Here is an 18,591-nt window from a genome sequence, read left to right as displayed (position 1 = left end):
GCGGAGGCGGTTCCCACCTCGATCCGGCGGGAGGTTTCGCGTGCACCTGCTCCTCGTCAGCCCAGCAGCTTCCGTCGACGACGTCGTCCCCGGCCTCGCCCTGCTCCCGGCCCACCGCACGACGCTCGTGGGCATGGCCGCGGGCGGCGTCCTCGCCACGCTCGGCGAGGTCGACGGGGTCCTGCTCGACGGCCGCGACCGGCCCCGGGCGGCGGGCGAGCTCGCGGCGGCCGTCACCCGCGCCCGGCCCGGCCTGCCCCGGCTGCTGATCCTCGGTCCGGAGGCGGCGCTGCCCGCGGACGCCGAGGAGCCGCTCGAGGGCCTCCTGCTCACCGACGCCGCCCCCGCCGAGATCGAGCTGCGGCTGCGCCTCGCCGCCCGCGCGGTGCCCCCGCCCGCCCATCCCGCCCCGGCGGCCGCGCCCGCCCCGATCGGCCAGGACGCGCTCGCCGTCGGCGACCTGGTGGTCGACACCGCCTCGTTCCAGGCGCGGGTCGCCGACCGGCCGCTGCACCTGGCGCGCCGCGAGTTCGAGCTGCTCAGCGAGCTCGTCGAGCACGCCGGCCGCCCACTGTCCCGTCGCCACCTGCTCGCCACGGTGTGGGGACGCGACTACGAGGGCAGCGCCCGCACCGTCGACGTGCACGTCAAACAGCTGCGCCGTGTCCTCGGCGCCGGGCACCGCGACATGATCCGCACCGTCCGCGGCACCGGGTACGTGCTGGTCACCGGCCTCGCCCCGGCGACACCATCGCGCGTGAGCGGAACGGTGCCGTCGCTCGCGCGCCCGCTGACCGGGCACCGGCCGGGACAGCGCACCGCCCGGCCCGGCGGACGGGACGCACCCGGCGACGTCGTCGCCAGCAAGCGGGCCGGCCTGCCGCTCGACCTCACCGCCCTCGGCGGCGCGGGCGGGCTCGGGGCACTCGAGCGCTACAGCCTCAAGACCCTCGGGGTCTGCTCCCAGGCCTCCGACCAGCACTTCCTCGTCCGGGCCCGGACGAGGGGCGCGCTCGGCGCCGACGCCGCGCGGGCGCTCGCCGTCCTCGCGCGCCGCCACACCGGCGGGCGGGTCCACCTCACGACGCGCCAGCAGGTCGAGCTGCACGACGTGCCCGCACCGGAGGTCCCGGGTCTGCTCGACCGGCTGCGCGAGGTGGGCCTCGACACCAGCTCCACCTGCGGCCACACCGTCCGCGGCGTCACGAGCTGCCCGGACGCCGGCGTCTCGGCCGAGGAGCCGTTCGACTGCACCGCGGACGCGGCCCAGCTCACCGACTCGCTGCTCGCCCTCGGCCCGGACCTCAACGCCCGGCTGCCGCAGCGCCTCACGATCGGCGTGGGCGGCTGCGCGCGTTGCCGTGACCAGGCCAAGGTGTCCGACATCGGCCTCGTCTCGACCCTCGACGACGACGGCCGCCCCGGCTACGAGCTCTGGGTCGGCGGCAGCCTCGGGCGCTCGTCCCCGACGCTGGCCAGCCGGATCGTCGACTTCCTGCCCCGCGAGCGGATGCTGCCCGCGGTGCACGCCGTTCTCGAGGTCTTCCTCGCGCACGGCGCCTACGAGACCCCGAACCGTGGCCGGCTGAAGTTCCTCGTCGCGCGGCTCGGGCTGGCCCGGTTCACCGCCCTGGTCGCCGAGGCCGAGCAGGCCACCGGCCGCCGTCCGTGGCCCGTGCCCGCCGCGCTGGCGCCCGGGCCCGTGTCCACCGCGTCGCAGACCGCTCCCGACGGCGGGTGGGGCACCGACGTCCGCCCGCAGACCCGCGCGGGCCTCGCGACCGTCACCGCGACCGTGCCGCTCGGCGAGCTCTCGGCCGACGCGCTCGACGCCCTCGCCGCCGTGGCCGAGGCGGACGGCGACGGCGTGCTGCGCCCGACACGGGACCAGAACGTCGTCGTGCGCGACGTGCCCGTCGATCGGGTGGCGGCGCTGCGGTCGACACTGTCCGACGTCGGACTGATCGTCGGCGCCCAGCACCCGGCCCGCGACGTCCGGGCCTGCGTCGGCGCCCCGGTGTGCGCCCTGGCGATCACTCCCACCCAAGACCTCGCGCGCACCCTCTGGGACCTCCCTGCCCTGCGGCGCAACTCCGGCCTGCGGGTGAGCCTCTCCGGCTGCCCGGCCAGCTGCACCCGGCACCAGGCCGCCGACCTCGGGCTGGCGGGCAACCTGGTCTCCATCCACGGCCACCGCGTCCCCGGCTACCGGGTCCACCTGGGCGGCGATCTCGGCCGCGACCGGCTCGGGCGCGTCCTCGGACGCGTCGCCGCCGACCACGTCCCCGCGCTGGTCGAGGCCGTCGTGGCCGTCTGGGAGGAGCACCGGGTCGGCCACGAGTCGTTGGCCGACACGATCGGGCGGACCGGGATCGGCGTCGTCGTCAGCGCCCTGCGCGGGTTGCCCGCGCTCGCGTGGGCGCCGGGCGGTGGCGACGACGGCGACGGGGTGCGCGCTCTCCCCCTCGCGACGGCGGGCCGGGCGGCGGGTCCGGCCGCCTCCTAGAGTCCGGCGCGTGAGCACCGACGAGTCGATCTTCGATCCTGCGGCGTGGCGGGCGGTGGAGGGGTTCGCGTTCACCGACATCACCTATCACCGGGCGTCCGAGCCGTCCGGGGGTCGGGAGTTGGGGTGTGTTCGGATCGCGTTCGACCGCCCGGAGGTCCGCAACGCGTTCCGGCCGCACACCGTCGACGAGCTCGCGACCGCGCTGGAGCACGCCCGGACCTCGCCGGATGTGGGGGTGGTGCTGCTGACCGGTAACGGCCCGTCCCCGCGCGACGGGGGGCATGCGTTCTGTTCCGGCGGTGACCAGCGAATTCGGGGGCGGACGGGGTATCAGTACGCGTCGTCGGAGACCGCGGTGTCGCCGACGGAGGCAGGGCACGCGGGCCGGTTGCACATCCTGGAGTGTCAGCGGCTGATCCGGTTCATGCCGAAGATCTGTATTGCGGTGGTGAACGGCTGGGCGGCCGGGGGTGGGCATTCGCTGCACGCGGTGGCGGACCTGACGCTGGCCTCGGCCGAGCACGCGCGGTTCAAGCAGACCGACGCCGATGTGGGGTCGTTCGACGGCGGGTACGGGTCGGCGTATCTGGCGCGGGCGGTGGGGCAGAAGTTCGCCCGGGAGATCTTCATGTTGGGGCGGACGTATGACGCGGCGGCGATGCACCGGATGGGGGCGGTGAACGAGGTGGTGCCGCACGCCGAGCTGGAGTCGACCGCACTGCAGTGGGCGCGCGAGATCCTGGGGAAGTCGCCGCAGGCGCAGCGGATGCTGAAGTACTCGTTCAACCTGATCGACGACGGGCTGGTCGGCCAGCAGTTGTTCGCCGGGGAGACCACGCGGCTGGCGTACATGACCGACGAGGCCGTCGAGGGCAAGGAGTCCTTCCTCGAGAAGCGCGCCCCCGACTGGTCGCCGTTCCCCTGGTACTACTGATCGCTATGCGTTTCCGAACTGCTCGACGATGTCGGACGCCGCCTTCGGCCCGATGGCGGGCATCAGGATCGGCAGGTCGACGCCGGCCGACCGATAGGATGCGATCCGCTCGCTGCAACGACTCATCGGGCCGATGAGACAGAAAGACTCCAACAACTCGTCACTCAGCCCCGCCGCGCCGGCGCCACGTGCCATCGCATCCGCCTCGTCGACGAAACCGCTCTCGCGCCACATCTGCCGGAAGAACGGGAACGTCGTGTAGAGCGCCAGATTCTGCCGTGCCGTTTCCCGTAGCTGACCCAGGTCCTCGCCGATGAAGTCGGCAGGCCCAGCGTGAGCTCGAATGCCCCGGTCCGTGTCCCGCGCCCGCGTCCTCGTGCGATGTACTCGGCGCTCTTGGCCACCCTTTCCGGGGACCACATCGTGGGCATCAGACCGTCGGCGACCTCGGCGCCCCGCTCGGCGGCGGCGAGGCTCAGGGCGGCGACGTGGATCGGCACCGGACGTGGCGCCTGCCGTTGTGGCAGATGTGTCGCCGGACCACGACCCTCCAGCCAGTCCCTGACCGCGAGCGTGTACGCGACGACGTCCCCGGCGGCATTCCTCATGTCGATCTGCAGCGCGTCGTTCACGGGCCGATGACTGACACCGAGTCCGAGCACGAATCGTCCGTCGGTGTCATCCGCGATCAGCTCAGCCCCCTTCGCGCAGAGGTAGGGGTGCCGGAGATAGATGTTCGCGATCCAGGTGCCCACCCTGATCCGGTCCGTTGCGCAGCCCATGAGGAGAGCCGTCGCCATCACGTCGCTGTTCACCTCGGCCGAGAACATTGCCTCGAAGCCCGCCTGCTCCGCTTCTCGCGCCACCCGACGCACGTCCTCGGCGCGCCAGCCGGCACCGGGAATGACAGTGAGAGCGAGTCGGTCGGAGATCATGGCACACACCCTTTGCCGATTGCGGACGGCAAGTGTCGCGACACCCGGTCGCACCCCGGTTGCGGCGGGATTGCGAATGGCGTCGCCGCGTGACCCCTCGCGCTCACGCCCTCACGCATCGTTTCTGACGTCCCGATATGCTGACCATCGACAACGAATGCACACGATTGACGACACGGCATTCGCATTTCGGGTCGCGACGCCTGCCTCACTGACGCGCCGCGGGGACGCTCGACGGAGGGCCAACCGTCGCCCGGGGGACTCCTGGGCGCCCACTGGTCATCTCGCCCTCACGCTGAGCGTTGGATTCCTCACACGTGGTTAACACAGATGCAAACGGAATAGCCGCCTAGACCGTTCGCGGCATGTCAGTCTCGTCCCCACGTCGGATTCCCCGAGATCCGACACAGCACACGACCCACTGCCCCGACCCCGGGGCGGTCAGTCCGAGGAGGCTCCCCATGTCCCAGAAGATCATCGGCCGGATCGCCGGCGGCGCGATCGCCACTGCCGCCCTCGTGGGCTTCGGCGGCGGCGTCGCCCAGGCCGACGAGGCCCCGAACGGCGCCATCCAGGAGGCCGGGCACGCGGTGCACGGCGTCGAGAAGGAGACCGGCGTCGCCGACGCCTCGAAGAAGATCGACGACGCCACCGGCGTCACCACGATCGACGACGAGACCGGTGTGACCAAGGCCGAGGACGGCCTCGGCCTGGGCTAGTCGGTCGACCAGCCAGGAGCCGGGTCACCCAGCCGGGTGGCCCGGCTCCTGTCGTCCCGGGGCCTTTCCCCGGGCGACCGATGAGTTCGCCCGCCGCGGACGGTCCAATCCTTCGACAGCCGTCCCGCGAAGGAGTTCAGCCATGGCACGACCCGTCGTCCACTTCGAGGTCACCGGACGCGACCCGGAATCCCTCCGCGGATTCTTCGGTGAGCTCTTCGACTGGCGCTTCGACGTCCCGAGTCGGGTCGCCGACGGCATCTCGGATCCGGACGCGTACGGGTTCCTGACCCCGGACACGTCGAACGAGGCGCCCGGCATCCCGGGCGGTGTCGGCGGCGGCCCGGGCTTCGGGCCCAAGGCGTTGTTCTACGTGTCCGTCGAGGACGTCGACGCCTCGCTCGCCCAGGCCGAACGCCTCGGCGGGAAGCGCGTCTTCGGACCGGCGGTGGCGCCGTCGGGACTCGTCGTCGGCCACTTCGCGGATCCCGAGGGCAACCTCATCGGATTGGCCGCTCCCCCGCGGTAGCCGCGCCGGATCAGTCCTCGTAGGGCACCGGCCGGGCGTAGCGCACGTGCGTCTCGCCGCGGTCGGTGAACCCGAGCCGCTGATAGAAGGCGTGCGCTTCCGGGCGCCAGAGCCCGCTCGAGAGCTGGATCGCGGCGCACCCGTGATCCCGCGCGAACCGTTCGGCCACGTCGATCAGCCGACGACCCACACCCCCGCCCCGGGCGGCCGACGACACCACGAGGCTCACGACGACGGCCAGCGGCTCGGCATGGTGGAAGCCGGGCTGAGCGGTCACCGCGACCAGCCCGACCAGCGTCCCGTCGTCGTCGACCACCGTCACCTCGGAACGCGGGTCCTCGGCCCAGGCGGCGAGGCGCTCGCCCACGCCGGGCTCGTCGGGATAGCCCAACTCGCCCAGCAGCGCCACGACGGCGTCGGTGTCCGCGGGCGTCGGGTGGCGCTGCAGCACCGCGCCATGATCCATGTCCGTGCGGCGGAACGCGTCGACGTTGACGCGTTCCGCCGCACATCCGGCGATCATGGTCTGTCCGGGGGTGCCCGGGCGGCCCGCCCGGTGCCACGATCCGCCGAGGAGACCGCCGAGCGGGAGGGCAGCAGCATGTGCACCGAGACCGGGCCCGCCGATCCCGCGGCCGTCGCGTTCACCGCGCCCCGCAGTGCCGAGGGCGCCGCCGTCGACCCCGTCGCGCTCGAGCCGGTCGACGCGCTGAGGATCACCGTCCTCGTCGACAACAGCTTCGACGCGCTGCTCGTGAACAGCGATGTCGCCACCCGCGCGCGTCTCGGCACCGGTGCGCCGCAGGAGGCGCCGCAGTACGTCGGCGGCACCACGACCACCGGGCTGATCGCCGAGCACGGGTTCTCCGCGCTGGTCACGGTCACGAAGAACGGCCACGACCACACCCTGCTGTTCGACACCGGCGTCTCCCCCGACGGACTGGCGATCAACGGCCGTCGGCTGGGAGTCGACCCGTCCGAGGTCGGCGCGGTGGTCCTCTCGCACGGCCACGGCGACCACACCGGAGGGTTCCCGGGCCTGGAGCGCTGGCTGGGCCGCGTGCCGAGCCCGCTCGTGCTGCACCCGGCGGCGTTCACCCGGCGTCGTCTCGCACCACCGAACGCCGAGCCGTTCGTCATGCCGCTGCTCGACCGCGCGGCCCTGACCGGCGACGGGATCGAGCTCGTCGAGCGCCGCGAGCCGTCCTTCCTGCTCGACGGGTGCGTGCTGATCACCGGGGAGGTCGACCGCACGACGGAGTTCGAGCGCGGCATGGCCTTCCACGAGGCGTTCCTCGACGACGCGTGGCGTCCGGATCCGTGGATCGTCGACGACCAGGCCCTCGTCGTGAACGTCCGGGGCCGTGGCCTCGTCGTCCTCACCGGGTGTGGGCACGCCGGCGCGGTCAACATCGCCCGGCACGCGCTGCGCCTGACCGGCTCCGACCGGCTGCACGCGCTGCTCGGCGGCCTGCACCTCACCGGGCCGGGCTTCGAGCCGATCATCGAGCCGACCGTCGCGGCCCTGGCCGACCTCGCGCCCGACGTCCTCGTCCCCGCCCACTGCACGGGCTGGCGCGCCCAGATGCGCCTGGCCCAGGAGCTCGGGGACGCGTTCCTGCCCGGAGCCGTCGGCAGTCGCTACGACTTCGCCGCCGCCTGAGCCCCGGCAGACGACGGCGCCCCGGGGAGAGCGTTCTCCCCGGGGCGCCGTGCTCGCCAGGTGGCTCAGGCCTGGGCGACCTCGCGGTCGCGGGGCACCGCGGAGTCCGCCACGCCCTCGGGGCCGATCGGCTTCTCACCGCGGGAGATGTAGGCGTAGCCCGCACCGAGCAGCGCGCCGCCGACCAGGTTCCCGAGCCCGACCCAGAGCATGTTCGACGCGAACGACCCGACCGTCACGCCCGGCGCCCCGGAGAACAGCCCCAGCGCCAGGACCGTCATGTTCGCGACGACGTGGTCGAACCCGGTGGTGATGAACGCCAGCAGCGCCCAGAACAGGACGACGAGCTTCGCGCCGTCCGAGCGGGTCCGGGCGGCCATCCACACCCCGAGGCAGACCAGGAAGTTGCACAGCACGCCGCGGAAGAACATCGCGGAGATGCTCTCGGTCGACTTCGACTTCGCGAGCGCGAGCAGGAAGTTCAGCATCGCCGGCGGCTGCCCCGGATTCGCGATCTTGAGGACCCCGGACGCCTCGATCAGCAGCGAGAACACCAGCCCGCCGACCAGGTTCCCGACGAACGAGAACACGATCACCGCGACCACCGCGCCCGGCCCGGTGCGCTTGGCCCGGTCGAAGAGGGCGATGACCATGGTCATCATGTTCCCGGTGGTCAGCTCGCCGCCGGCGAACACGACCAGGGTCAGCGCGATCCCGAACACGAGCCCCTGCACGAGCTTCGTGAACGGCGAGTTCATCCCGTTCAGCGGGCCCGCGGCGGCCAGCATCAGGCACACCGCGACCCCGACGTAGGCCCCGGCCAACGCCGCGGACACCAGGTACGAGCCCGGCGAGCGACTCGCCCGGGACTTGCTCGCGGCGACCTCGGCCTGCTCGTCGATCGCTTCGGGAACGGGGATCGGCATGACGACCTCTCCAAGACAAGGGGAGTAACGGCCGCGTTCTCATGAACGCTCGAGAGGCATCCGAACAGCCCAGCGGGCGTCGCCGGTGTGGCCACTGTGAACGCTGTGTGAGCGAACTGTCACCGTCGGCGCCGATCTTCGCGGCGGCGGACAATTCCGGTACGCCCCGACGACGGCCCGGGCCCGGTACCGTCCGTGACCACCCCCGGAGGAGGACCTGTGGCTCGCGTCATCTACTCGGCCGCCGCGTCCCTGGACGGCTACCTCGCGGGCCCGGGCGGCGACATGAGCTGGCTCGCCGAGCACGCCGGCGACGAGAACCCGGCCGCCGAGCGCCTTCTCGCCGGGGTCGGGGCACTGCTCGTCGGACGCCGCACCTACGACGGCGACGACCCGAACCGCGGCACCGATGCCGAGGGCGCCTTCGGCGGTCGGTACGACGGCCCCGTCGTCCTCCTGACCCACCGTCCACCCGCGGCGGCGCCCCCGGGGATCACCGTCGCGACCGATCTGGCCGAGGCGGTGGTCGCGGCCCGCGGGCTGGCGGGCGACGGCTACGTGAACGTCCTCGGCGCCGACGTCGCGGCGCAGTGCCTCGCGGCGGGCGAGCTCGACGAGGTGCTGGTCCTCGTCGTGCCCGTCCTGCTCGGCGACGGCACGCGGCTGTTCCCGCGGCGGCCCGGCGCTCCTCGGGTCCGGCTGGAGCCGATGGCCGACGACACGCCGCACTGGTACCGCGTCGTGCGCTGAGGCCGGCGGCCCGTCGCACCCTGCATGATCATCAGCACGTCAGGCATCGCGGAGCCGCCGATCTCATGCCAGATGTGCCCCTCGTCGGCGCCGCGCCCCCCGCCCGTGAAACCCCCATGATCACGGGCACGCCAGGCATCCCGGAGCCGCCGATCCCATGCCAGATGTGCCCCTCGACCGACGGGGCGCGGCGGCGGGAGCGGCACCGCGACCGAGTCGCCGGCGTCGCAACCGAGTCACCGTGACTCGGTCGCAGCGTCGTAGGTCGGGCTGCCGACGGCGAGGGCGCGACGACGACGGCTCGAGCGGCTCAGCGCCGGTGGCGGCTCGGCGCGTTCGGGTCGTGGATCGAGGTCTGCTCACCATCAGCGCGGTGCGACCCGCGCCGGCTCGTCGCCGGGCCCTCCCGATCACGCGGAGCGTCCCGACGACCGACATCCCCACCCGCGGGCTCGCCGCCGAACGAGAGCAGCCGACGACGGCCGGTGGGGGCGCGTCCGGTCACGCCGGTGACCGCATCCTGCTCCCGGGGCGGCGCCGACACCGTCGTCGGGGGCTGGAGGGCGGTGCCGGGGTGCGACGGCGGGCCGGCGTGGCGGGAGTCGGGGACCCGGACCAGCGGCCCCAACGGCGGCGTCGCCCGGAACGGGAGGGAAGGCACCGGCACCGCCGGCGAAGACCCCGACCCCGACCCCGACCCCGACCCAGGACGACCCGGCACCGGCCGACCCCGCCCCGGCGACGACGCACCCGAGCGCGGCACACCCGGCGTCGCCGGCCCCGGCACCTGTCCCGGCGGCAGCGAACGACCCGCGACCGGGACCGGCGCGGCGAACCGCGGGTCGCGGTGGAAGTCCGACGCCGGACGAAGCGCGTTCAGGGCCGCGAGCGAGCTCTCCTCGGTCTGCGGCGGCAGCAGGAGGCCGCCGTCGCCGATCACCGGCGGCATCGGCGCGGGCCGGCGCGGCTCCCGGCGGCGCAGCGCCCGCTGCTTCGGCCCCGGGATGAGCGCGGGACGGCGACCGGCCGCGAGATCCTCGACCCAGCCCAGGCCGAGCGCGAACACGGTCGTCAGCGCCACCGAGGTCCCGATCAACGCCCCCGTCGACGGCCACCCGAGGCGGTCGTTGATCGGGATCGCGAGGGCGATCGCGACGTTGTGCCAGAGGTAGATGCTGACGGCCCGGGCGTTGATCACCGTGACCAGCCGCCCCAGCCCGGGCACGCGCTCGAGCCACGCGAGGCGCGGGGTGTAGCGCAGGACGAGCAGCACCGCGCCGAGCGAGACCAGGGCCTGGCCGAGCGGGATGTCGTTGAGGTCGATCCCGTCGTCGCCCGCGGGATGGCCGAACGCCCAGGCGACGCCGAGCGCGATCGCGAGGATCGCGAGCAGCACCGCCCGGCTCGCGGCGAGGCGGCGCAGGGTGCCGTCGCGGTGGGCGAAGCCGAGCATCCAGCAGCCCGCGTAGACCGAGGCGTCGACGGCCGCGGTGCCCACTGCTCCGAAGTCGCGCACCCCGCCGCCGAGGACCGCGTCGACGGCGACGATCCCCAGCGGCACCGCCATCGCGACCGCGGGCCGGCGACGCCAGGCGGCCAGCAGCACCGGCGTCAAGAGCACCAGCCACAGGTACGTGCGGATGTACCAGAGCACCACGGTCGCGTCGGCGGCCCACGCGCTGCTCGGCGGGTCGAGGATCGGCACCACCCAGAACAGCCACTGCGAGGCGTCGGGCACCGGGTCCTCGCCGAAGCCGTGCCACAGCATCACCGGCACGACGACGAGGCCGAACACCCAGAACGGCGGGAGCAGGCGCTTGATCCGCCGCCCGATGACGTCGACGGCCTCCGCGCGGCGCAGCGACGCCAGCATCAGCGAGCCGCCGAGCGCGAACATCACGCCCATCGAGGGGAAGACGAACGACAGCCAGCCCCAGCCCAGGATGTGGTAGCCGATCACGCGGACCAGCGCGATCGCGCGCAGCACGTCCAGCCACCGGGTGCGCTCGGCCTTCTCGCCTCCCGACGACCGGTCGCGGGGCCCGTCGACCACCGTGGCCGCCACCCGCGTCGCCTCGAGCCTCGTCGCGGGGGCCTGCTCGCGGCTGGACGGCGGGATCGAGGATGCGGCGTTGCTGACACCGGGCGTCAGCGGTGCCGCATCGCTGACACTCCCGGGAGGCGCCCCCGGACCGCCCGGCATCATCGCCCGCAGCACCCCGAGCCGCTGGATCCGCTGCCAGCGCACCCGGCCACCCGTGATCGCCGAGAGCAGCGAGCGCACCAGCACCGCGTACATCAGCGGGCGGTAGAGCAGCTGCTGCAGCGGGGCCACCCAGAGCGGGCCCGCCGGCTCGCCGTCGAGACGGAACGCGTACGCGGCCGCCGCGGTCTGGATAACGAGCATCGAGCCCCAGAGCACCAGCGTCGTCGCCGGGTCGCCGAAGAGCAGCCCGTAGACGAAGAAGATGTCGACCAGCGGCGCGGCCAGCGGGAACAGCACCTGGAACACGCCGATGTGGCCGAGCCCGAGCCAGCCGGTGCGCCGCGACGCACCGCGTTCCCGCAGCGAGCGCCGGTGCTTCCAGACGGCCTGCATCGTCCCGTAGGTCCAGCGGTAGCGCTGCCGCCAGAGCTGGGTGAGCGTCGTCGGGGCCTCGGTCCAGGCGACCGCGCGCTCCTCGTACACCACCCGCCAGCCCTCGCGGCCGAGCGCGATGGTCAGGTCGGTGTCCTCGGCGAGGGTGTCCAGGGAGAGGCCGCCGACGTCGAGGACGGCCCCGCGGCGGAACGCCCCCGCGGCACCGGGGATCGTCGTGATCGCGCGCATGGTGTCCTGCACGCGGCGGTCGATGCCGAACCCGACGACGTACTCGATGTGCTGCAGCCGCGGGATCAGCTCGGTGCGGTTCGCGACCTTGACGTTGCCGGCGACGGCGCCGATCTCCGGGTCCGCGAACGGCGCGACCAGCCGGGCGACGGTGTCGGGCTGGAAGACGGTGTCGCCGTCCATCATGATCACGAGGTCGTGCTGCGCCCGGGCGACGCCGGTGTTCAGCGCGATCGGCTTGCCGCTGTTCGGCTGGCGGATCACCCGGACCGCGGGCAGCGCCAGCGACTCGACCAGTTCGGCGGTGCCGTCGCTGGACCCGTCGTCGACGACCAGGATCTCCAGCGGGTGGTCGTTCGCAAGGATCGAGCGCAGCGTGGCCTCGATGTTCTCGGTCTCGTTGTACGCCGGGACGATCACCGACACCGGCTCGAGCACGTCGGGTCCCCACCGGAACGACGGGTCCCGACGACGGCGGGCGTGCCGGCGGGCCACGAACAGCGTCAGCAGCAGCCGCAGCACCACGATCGCGCCCACCGCGACGAGCAGCCCCTGGAGCACGCGGACGCCGCTGGTCGCGAGGTCGACCGCGGTGACCAGGCCGCCGCCGACCATCCGGTCGCGCGAAGGCGCGGGCGCGGCCGCCTGGGGCGCCCCGACGGCGTCGGTCGCCGTCGCGAACCGGTAGCCCTGGGCCTGGAGCTCGGGGATGAGGCGGTCGAGCGCGGCGACGGTCTCGGCGCGGTCGCCGCCGGCGTCGTGGAGCAGCACCGTGGCGCCCGCACCGCCGCGCGGGGTGGCGTTGCGGACGATGGCGTCGACGCCGGGGCGCTGCCAGTCCTCGCCGTCGACGTCGGTGAACACGTTGACGTAGCCGTCGCGGCCGGACTCGAGGATCGCGGCGTAGGCGCGGTCGTCGATCGCGTCGACGGTGGAGGAGAACGGCGGCCGGACGAGGTACGTCGTCTCCCCGGTGGCCCCGGCGATCGCTAGCTGGGTCTCGCCGAGCTCGCGCTCGAGGCGCCAGAGGGGGACCTGCGAGAGGTCGACGTGGGTGAACGTGTGGATGCCGATCTCGCTGCCCGAGGCGCGGATCTGGCGCAGCAGCTCGGGGTGGCGCACGGCCAGCGACCCGACGACGAAGAACGTGCCCGGCACCCGGTGCTTCGCGAGCACCGCCAGGATCTGCGGGGTCCAGGTGGGGTCCGGGCCGTCGTCGAAGGTGAGCGCGATGGTGTGGGCCGGGATCACCTTCGAGCGGGCCGGGTCGGTCCGGCCGTCGACGAACGTCCCGCCGTGGGAGATGTCGGCCGGCACGTGCGAGCTGTCGCCCTGGTTGTGCGAGTCCGCGTCGTTGCCGATCGAGGCGTTCACGAGGCCGGTGACGGCGAGGACCGTGGCGATCAGGACCACGAGGACCCCGGTGAGGATCCAGGTGCCCCAGGACCGACGCGGGCGGGCCGGGTCGCGCCGTCGTCCCACGCCCCACTCCCCCCGCGGTCGTGACCGCCGCGTGGGGCGATCGTGTCCTCAGTGTGACATCAGGTTCGCCGAGTTCATCCGTCGGAGTGCCCTCGTTCGTTACTGTGTGTCGCATCTCGTCACGAGACTCGTCCGACTCGTCCGTTCTCCGCCACTGCCCGTCGCATCCGGGGACACCGCTTGCGCCGGACGGTGTCCGCACCTCACGGTGCTGCCATGCGCAGGCGCTCCCGGCTGGTGCGCCGGCTGCTCGTCGTCGAGGTGGTGACCGTCCTCGCGACGGTGCTGATCGCGGCCGGGGTCAGCGGGGTCGGGACGGCGTCGCTGGTCGAGTCCGACGCCACCGCCCGGATGCTCGGCCTCGCCCGCACCGTCGCCGCCTCGCCCGGCGTCGCGCCCGCCGTCGGGGCCCGGGACAGCGCCGCCCTCGAGCCGGCCGCCGAGGCGGTCCGGCTCGGCGCCGACGCGTCGTTCGTGACGATCATGACGCCGGACGGCACCCGGCTGACGCACCCGGACCGCTCGCTCATCGGGCAGACCTACCAGGGCACGTTCCTGCCCGCGGCGCATGGCGAGACCGTCGTCGAGACCTTCCCGGGGACGCTCGGGCCGTCGGTGCGCGCGATCGTGCCCATCACGGCGTCATCGGGCGGCCCGGTGATCGGGATGGCCGCGGTCGGCCTGCTGCGTGTGGACGTGGCCGGGCGGGTGCTGCGCGAGCTCGGCGTCCTCGCGCTCGGCGCGATCGCGGCGATCGGGATCGGCGTCGGGCTCGCCATCGTCGCCGCCCGCCGGGTCCGCCGCGACACCCTCGGGCTGGAACCGGCGGAGATCACCGCGCTGCACCGGCACCACGAGGCCGTCCTACACGCGATGCGCGAGGGCCTGCTCGTGCTCGACGAGCACGACCGGCTCGCCGTCGTCAACGACGAGGCCGCCCGGCTGCTCGGCCTCGACCCCGCGACCGGGCTCACCGGGCGCACCCTCGCCGACCTCGGCGTCGACCCGGCCCTGGCCGCCCGGCTCGCCGACCCCAGTCCGGTGGGCGACGAGACGGTGCTCGTCGGGGAGCGTCTGCTGCTGCTCAACCGGACCCGCGCCGACGACGACGGCAGCGGCCGTCGCGCCTGGGTGGTCACCCTGCGGGACCGCACCGAGGTCGAGCAGGTGATGCGCGCCCTCGACGACGCCCGCTCGGTGGCCGGGGCGCTGCGCTTCCAGGCCCATGAGCACGCCAACCACCTGCAGGCGGTCGCCACGCTCATCGAGCTGGGCGCGCACGACGACGCCCGCGACCTCGCGGTGCGCTGGAGCCGCGACATCTCCAGCCTCGGGGAGGATCTGCGTGCCCGGATCGCCGACCCCGCGCTCGCCGCGCTCGTCCTGGACAAGGCCACCGATGCGCGCGACCGCGGCCTCGAGCTGCGCATCACCCCGGACACCGCCTTCCCGGCCCCGGTCGGCGACGCGGAGTCCTCCGACGACCACGTGACCGTCCTGGGCAACCTGCTCGACAACGCCCTGGACGCCGCCCTCGAGGGCGGGGGCAGCGGCGTCGTCGAGCTCGACCTGTCCGCCGGCGACGACGCGCTCGTCCTGCGGGTCGCCGACGACGGCCCGGGACTGGCCGATCCGGACGCCGCGTTCGCGGCGGGGTGGTCGACGAAGGCGGGCCCGACGGCGGCCGGGGCGCGCGGGCTCGGGCTCGCGCTGGTCGCGCGGGTGGTGGCGCGCCGCGGCGGCACGGTGCGCGTCGAGGGCGGGCTGGAGCACGACGGCGGGCGGGGCACGACCTTCGTCGTCACCCTGCCGAGACCGTCAGCCGCCCAGCCGGTAGCCGATGCCGCGCACGGTCACGACGAGGCCGGGGACGCCCAGGTGTGAGCGCAGGGCGCCGACGTGCACCTCGAGGGTGCGGCGTCCCGCGTCCGCGCCGACGTCGTCGGGAGCCAGGCCCCAGACGTCGTCGAGCAGCTCCTCGCGGGTCGCGACCTTGCCGCCGCGGCGGGCGAGCGCGGCGAGCAGGTCGAACTCCTTGCGGCGCAGCACCACCTCGGCGCCGTCGACGAGGACCGAGCGGGCGCCCAGGTCGACGGTCAGGGGGCCCGCGGTGACCGTCGAGGCGAGCGCGTGTCCCGACGCCCGGCGCATCACGGCGTCGATGCGCGCGAGGAGCTCGTCGACCGAGAACGGCTTGACCACGTAGTCGTCGGCGCCGCTGCGCAGCCCCATGACGCGCGCGCTGTCGTGGCCGCGGGCGGTCACCGCGATGATCGGGACGCTCGACCGGCCGCGGATGCGCCGGCAGACCTCGACGCCGTCGAGGTCGGGCAGGCCGAGGTCGAGCAGCACCAGGTCGGGCGGGTCGACCTCGTCGGCGACGGCCGCGACGGCGTCGACGCCGGTCCCGGCGGTCGCGACCCGCCAGCTCTGGGCGCGCAGCACCGCGGCGAGCGCGTCCCGCACCGCGGCCATGTCCTCGACGAGCAGCACCTTCATCGTCAGCTCAAAGGTTCCTCAAGTTCGGGGTCCGTGTCCTGGGCCACGTCGTTCACGGCTTCCTAACCTCACCGCACCGCATGAGATCCGCGCCACTGCGGATTCGCCCGGCCACGAGGAGACACCGATGTCGACGACCACCGACGCCGCCCCGCCCGAGAGCTCGCCACCGGGTGGGCGCCGCGGCGGCGTGCTCAAGCAGCTGTGGTTCTGGGTGCTGGTGGCGATCGTCGCGGGCATCGTCGTCGGGCTGACCGCGCCGGGCTTCGCCAAGGAGCTCAAGTGGCTCGCCGACGCGTTCATCCAGCTCATCAAGATGGTGACGGCGCCGGTCATCTTCTGCACCGTCGTCGTCGGGATCGCGTCGCTGGGCAACCTCGCCCGGGCCGGTGGGCTCGCGGTGCGGGCCTTGGGCTACTTCCTGCTGATGACGGTGATCGCGCTCGCGCTCGGGCTGATCGTGGTCAATCTCGTGCAGCCCGGCGCCGGGTTCCCGACGGGGGCGATCTCGGCCGGTGACGCGGCGAAGGCGGCGGAGAGCGTGCACGACGCCGGTCAGGAGTCCGGCGCCGTCGCGTTCATCACCGACAGCCTGCTGCCGACCAGCATGGTGGGGCCGTTCGTCGAGAACGAGATCCTGCGGGTGCTGGTGCTCGCGATCCTGGTCGCGGTGGCCACCTCCATGCTGGCGCCGCCGCTGCGCGCCCGGGTCGTCGGCGGGCTCGACCTCATCGCCAAGGTCGTCTTCGGGGTCATCCGGATCATCATGTTCGTCGCCCCGCTCGCGGCCTTCGGCGGCATGGCCTACACGGTCGCGCAGTTCGGCGGCCAGACGCTCGCGAACCTCGGGCTGCTCATGATCGCGTTCTGGGCGACGTGCGCGGTGTTCGTCGTCGTGGTCCTGGGCGCGGTGTGCGCGATCAGCGGGTTCAACGTGCTCAAGCTGATCCGGATGGTGAAGGACGAGCTGCTGATCATCGTGGGCACCTCGTCGTCGGAGACGGTGCTGCCGCGGCTTCTCGCGAAGCTGGAGTCGGCCGGGGCGTCCCGCTCGGTCGTCGGCGTGGTGCTGCCGACCGGCTACTCGTTCAACCTCGACGGCACCTGCATCTACCTCACGATGGCGGCGCTGTTCATCGCGCAGGCCGGCGGCGCGGACCTGCCGATCGGGGTGCAGATCGGCCTGGTCGCGCTGATGGTGCTGACGTCGAAGGGCGCGGCCGGGGTGACCGGGGCCGGACTGGTGACGCTCGCGGCGTCGCTGACGGCGTTCGGGGGCGAGTTCTTCCCGCCGGCCGCGGTCGCGGTGGGGATCGCGCTCATCGTCGGGATCGACCGGGTGATGAGCGAGGGCCGGGCGCTGACCAACGCGATCGGCAACACGGTCGCCGTCATGGTCGTGGCGGGGTGGACCGGGCAGCGGGACGACGTGCGGTTCCACGCGGCGCTCGACGACCCGTCGCTGGTCCGGGACGCCATCACCCAGGAGACCGCGGAGGAGGAGCCGGAGCCCGAGCGGGTGCTGACCCCGGCGTAGGTGCGCTGCGCGCTTGTGAGCAGTAATTGACGCCATGGCGTCAATTACTGCTCACGAGCCGTCAGGCACCTAGTACGTCGGCAGGGAGGTGTCGACCTGCTGCGCCCAGCCGGTCACACCGCCGCCCACGTGCACGGCGTTCGAGAACCCGGCCTTCTGCAGCGCGGACAGCGCCTCGGCCGACCGGACGCCGGACTTGCAGTACAGGATCGTCTGCCGGTCCTGCGGGATCTCCGCGAAGGCCTCGCCAGAGAGGATCTTGTCCTTCGGGATGAGCTTCGCGCCCGGGATGCGGACGATCTCCCACTCGTGCGGCTCGCGGACGTCGATCAGCTCGAACTTGTCGCCCGCGTCGATCTTCTCCTTGAGCTCGGCCGGGGTGATGGTGTGCCCGGCGGCCGCGGACTGGGCGTCGTCGGAGACGGTGCCGCAGAACGCGTCGTAGTCGATGAGCTCGGTGACCTCGGTGGCCTCCGGGTCACGACGGATCTTGACCTGGCGGTACTCCATGTCCAGGGCGTCGTAGACCATCAGCCGGCCGAGCAGGGTGTCGCCGATACCGGTGATCAGCTTGATCGCCTCGGTGACCATGACCGACCCGATCGACGCGCAGAGCACGCCCAGCACGCCGCCCTCGGCGCACGACGGGACCATGCCCGGCGGCGGGGGCTCGGGGTAGAGGTGCCGGTAGTTGAGGCCCTGGCCGTTCGGGGCGTCCTCCCAGAAGACCGAGACCTGGCCCTCGAAGCGGAAGATCGAACCCCAGACGTAGGGCTTGCCGAGCAGCACCGCGGCGTCGTTCACCAGGTAGCGCGTGGCGAAGTTGTCGGTGCCGTCGAGGATCAGGTCGTAGTCGCGGAAGATGTCCAGCGCGTTCGACGAGTCCAGCGGCGTCTCGTGCAGGGTCACCGTCACGAACGGGTTCGTCTCGGCGATCGACTCCTTGGCCGACTGCGCCTTCGACTTCCCGATGTCGGACTGGCCGTGGATGACCTGGCGCTGCAGGTTGGACTCGTCGACGACGTCGAAGTCCACGACGCCGAGGGTGCCGACGCCCGCCGCGGCCAGGTAGAGCAGCGCCGGGCTGCCGAGACCGCCCGCGCCGACGACCAGGACCTTCGCGTTCTTCAGCCGCTTCTGACCCTCGACCCCGACATCCGGGATGATGAGGTGTCGCGAGTAGCGCGCGACCTCCTCCTTGGTCAGCTCGGCGGCCGGTTCCACCAGGGGCGGCAGGGATGCCATGAACGGGACTCCTTCGGCAATGCTCGATCTGCT

General features: G+C 73.3%; 15 protein-coding genes. 8 read left to right on the top strand and 7 right to left on the bottom strand.

Translation table 11 applies throughout. From position 1 onward, the window contains the following. The first annotated feature begins 40 nt into the window (after window positions 1-40). Window positions 41-2,506 carry a ferredoxin-like domain-containing protein gene (locus tag LQ327_RS13425; RefSeq protein WP_308286304.1) on the top strand — a complete coding sequence of 822 codons (2,466 nt, stop codon included), beginning with the start codon at window positions 41-43 and terminating at the stop codon, window positions 2,504-2,506. Between the two features lie 10 nt (window positions 2,507-2,516). Continuing rightward, window positions 2,517-3,443 carry a 1,4-dihydroxy-2-naphthoyl-CoA synthase gene (locus LQ327_RS13420; RefSeq protein ID WP_230734296.1) on the top strand — a complete coding sequence of 309 codons (927 nt, stop codon included), beginning with the start codon at window positions 2,517-2,519 and terminating at the stop codon, window positions 3,441-3,443. A 3-nt stretch (window positions 3,444-3,446) separates the two neighbouring features. Here LQ327_RS13420 and LQ327_RS13415 read toward each other — a convergent pair whose 3' ends face one another. Next, window positions 3,447-3,638 (bottom strand): LLM class flavin-dependent oxidoreductase, encoded by a 192-nt coding sequence (locus LQ327_RS13415; RefSeq protein ID WP_230734294.1) that lies wholly within the window; start codon window positions 3,636-3,638, stop codon window positions 3,447-3,449. Beyond that, window positions 3,608-4,378 carry an LLM class flavin-dependent oxidoreductase gene (locus LQ327_RS13410; RefSeq protein ID WP_230734292.1) on the bottom strand — a complete coding sequence of 257 codons (771 nt, stop codon included), beginning with the start codon at window positions 4,376-4,378 and terminating at the stop codon, window positions 3,608-3,610. Before LQ327_RS13410 ends, LQ327_RS13415 begins: the two co-directional genes overlap by 31 nt. A 461-nt stretch (window positions 4,379-4,839) precedes the next feature. Between LQ327_RS13410 and LQ327_RS13405 the strand changes: the two genes are divergently transcribed. Next, window positions 4,840-5,097, top strand: a complete 258-nt coding sequence (locus tag LQ327_RS13405; protein WP_230734290.1) for a hypothetical protein — start codon at window positions 4,840-4,842, stop codon at window positions 5,095-5,097. Between the two features lie 142 nt (window positions 5,098-5,239). After that, a complete protein-coding gene (locus LQ327_RS13400; RefSeq protein ID WP_230734288.1) occupies window positions 5,240-5,626 on the top strand; it encodes a VOC family protein in 387 nt (128 codons plus the stop codon). A 10-nt stretch (window positions 5,627-5,636) separates the two neighbouring features. On the opposite strand, the gene LQ327_RS13395 is transcribed toward LQ327_RS13400, so the two are convergent. Then, a complete protein-coding gene (locus LQ327_RS13395; RefSeq protein ID WP_230734286.1) occupies window positions 5,637-6,149 on the bottom strand; it encodes a GNAT family N-acetyltransferase in 513 nt (170 codons plus the stop codon). Between the two features lie 78 nt (window positions 6,150-6,227). On the opposite strand from LQ327_RS13395, the gene LQ327_RS13390 reads away from it, so the two are divergent. Next, on the top strand, window positions 6,228-7,289 hold the full coding sequence (locus LQ327_RS13390) for an MBL fold metallo-hydrolase (protein ID WP_230734284.1): 1,062 nt from the start codon (window positions 6,228-6,230) through the stop codon (window positions 7,287-7,289). Window positions 7,290-7,354: 65 nt separating this feature from the next. On the opposite strand, the gene LQ327_RS13385 is transcribed toward LQ327_RS13390, so the two are convergent. Further along, window positions 7,355-8,215, bottom strand: a complete 861-nt coding sequence (locus tag LQ327_RS13385) for a formate/nitrite transporter family protein (RefSeq protein ID WP_230734282.1) — start codon at window positions 8,213-8,215, stop codon at window positions 7,355-7,357. A 219-nt stretch (window positions 8,216-8,434) separates the two neighbouring features. Between LQ327_RS13385 and LQ327_RS13380 the strand changes: the two genes are divergently transcribed. Continuing rightward, window positions 8,435-8,965 carry a dihydrofolate reductase family protein gene (locus LQ327_RS13380; protein ID WP_230734280.1) on the top strand — a complete coding sequence of 177 codons (531 nt, stop codon included), beginning with the start codon at window positions 8,435-8,437 and terminating at the stop codon, window positions 8,963-8,965. Window positions 8,966-9,275: 310 nt separating this feature from the next. Here the strand turns inward: LQ327_RS13380 and LQ327_RS13375 are convergent, their stop codons facing one another. Further along, the gene (locus LQ327_RS13375; protein ID WP_230734279.1) at window positions 9,276-13,277 is read right to left on the bottom strand and encodes a glycosyltransferase; all 4,002 of its coding nucleotides are present in this window, start codon (window positions 13,275-13,277) and stop codon (window positions 9,276-9,278) included. Between the two features lie 216 nt (window positions 13,278-13,493). On the opposite strand from LQ327_RS13375, the gene LQ327_RS13370 reads away from it, so the two are divergent. After that, entirely contained in the window at window positions 13,494-15,161 is a 1,668-nt protein-coding gene (locus LQ327_RS13370; protein WP_230734277.1) for a sensor histidine kinase, read from the top strand. Here the strand turns inward: LQ327_RS13370 and LQ327_RS13365 are convergent. Beyond that, window positions 15,096-15,776 (bottom strand): response regulator, encoded by a 681-nt coding sequence (locus tag LQ327_RS13365; protein WP_230734275.1) that lies wholly within the window; start codon window positions 15,774-15,776, stop codon window positions 15,096-15,098. The two genes, LQ327_RS13370 and LQ327_RS13365, sit on opposite strands and share 66 nt — an antisense overlap. Before the next feature lie 127 nt (window positions 15,777-15,903). On the opposite strand from LQ327_RS13365, the gene LQ327_RS13360 reads away from it, so the two are divergent. Further along, window positions 15,904-17,313, top strand: a complete 1,410-nt coding sequence (locus LQ327_RS13360; RefSeq protein ID WP_230734272.1) for a cation:dicarboxylate symporter family transporter — start codon at window positions 15,904-15,906, stop codon at window positions 17,311-17,313. Window positions 17,314-17,382: 69 nt separating this feature from the next. Here LQ327_RS13360 and moeZ read toward each other — a convergent pair whose 3' ends face one another. Continuing rightward, window positions 17,383-18,558 (bottom strand): adenylyltransferase/sulfurtransferase MoeZ, encoded by a 1,176-nt coding sequence (moeZ, locus tag LQ327_RS13355; protein WP_230734270.1) that lies wholly within the window; start codon window positions 18,556-18,558, stop codon window positions 17,383-17,385. Window positions 18,559-18,591 lie beyond the last annotated feature (33 nt).

Origin of the sequence: Actinomycetospora endophytica, assembly GCF_021026375.1 — a bacterium.
Classification (GTDB): domain Bacteria; phylum Actinomycetota; class Actinomycetes; order Mycobacteriales; family Pseudonocardiaceae; genus Actinomycetospora; species Actinomycetospora endophytica.
The sequence above is the reverse complement of the archived record's forward strand: the minus strand, read 5'-3'. Positions and strand labels throughout refer to the sequence as shown.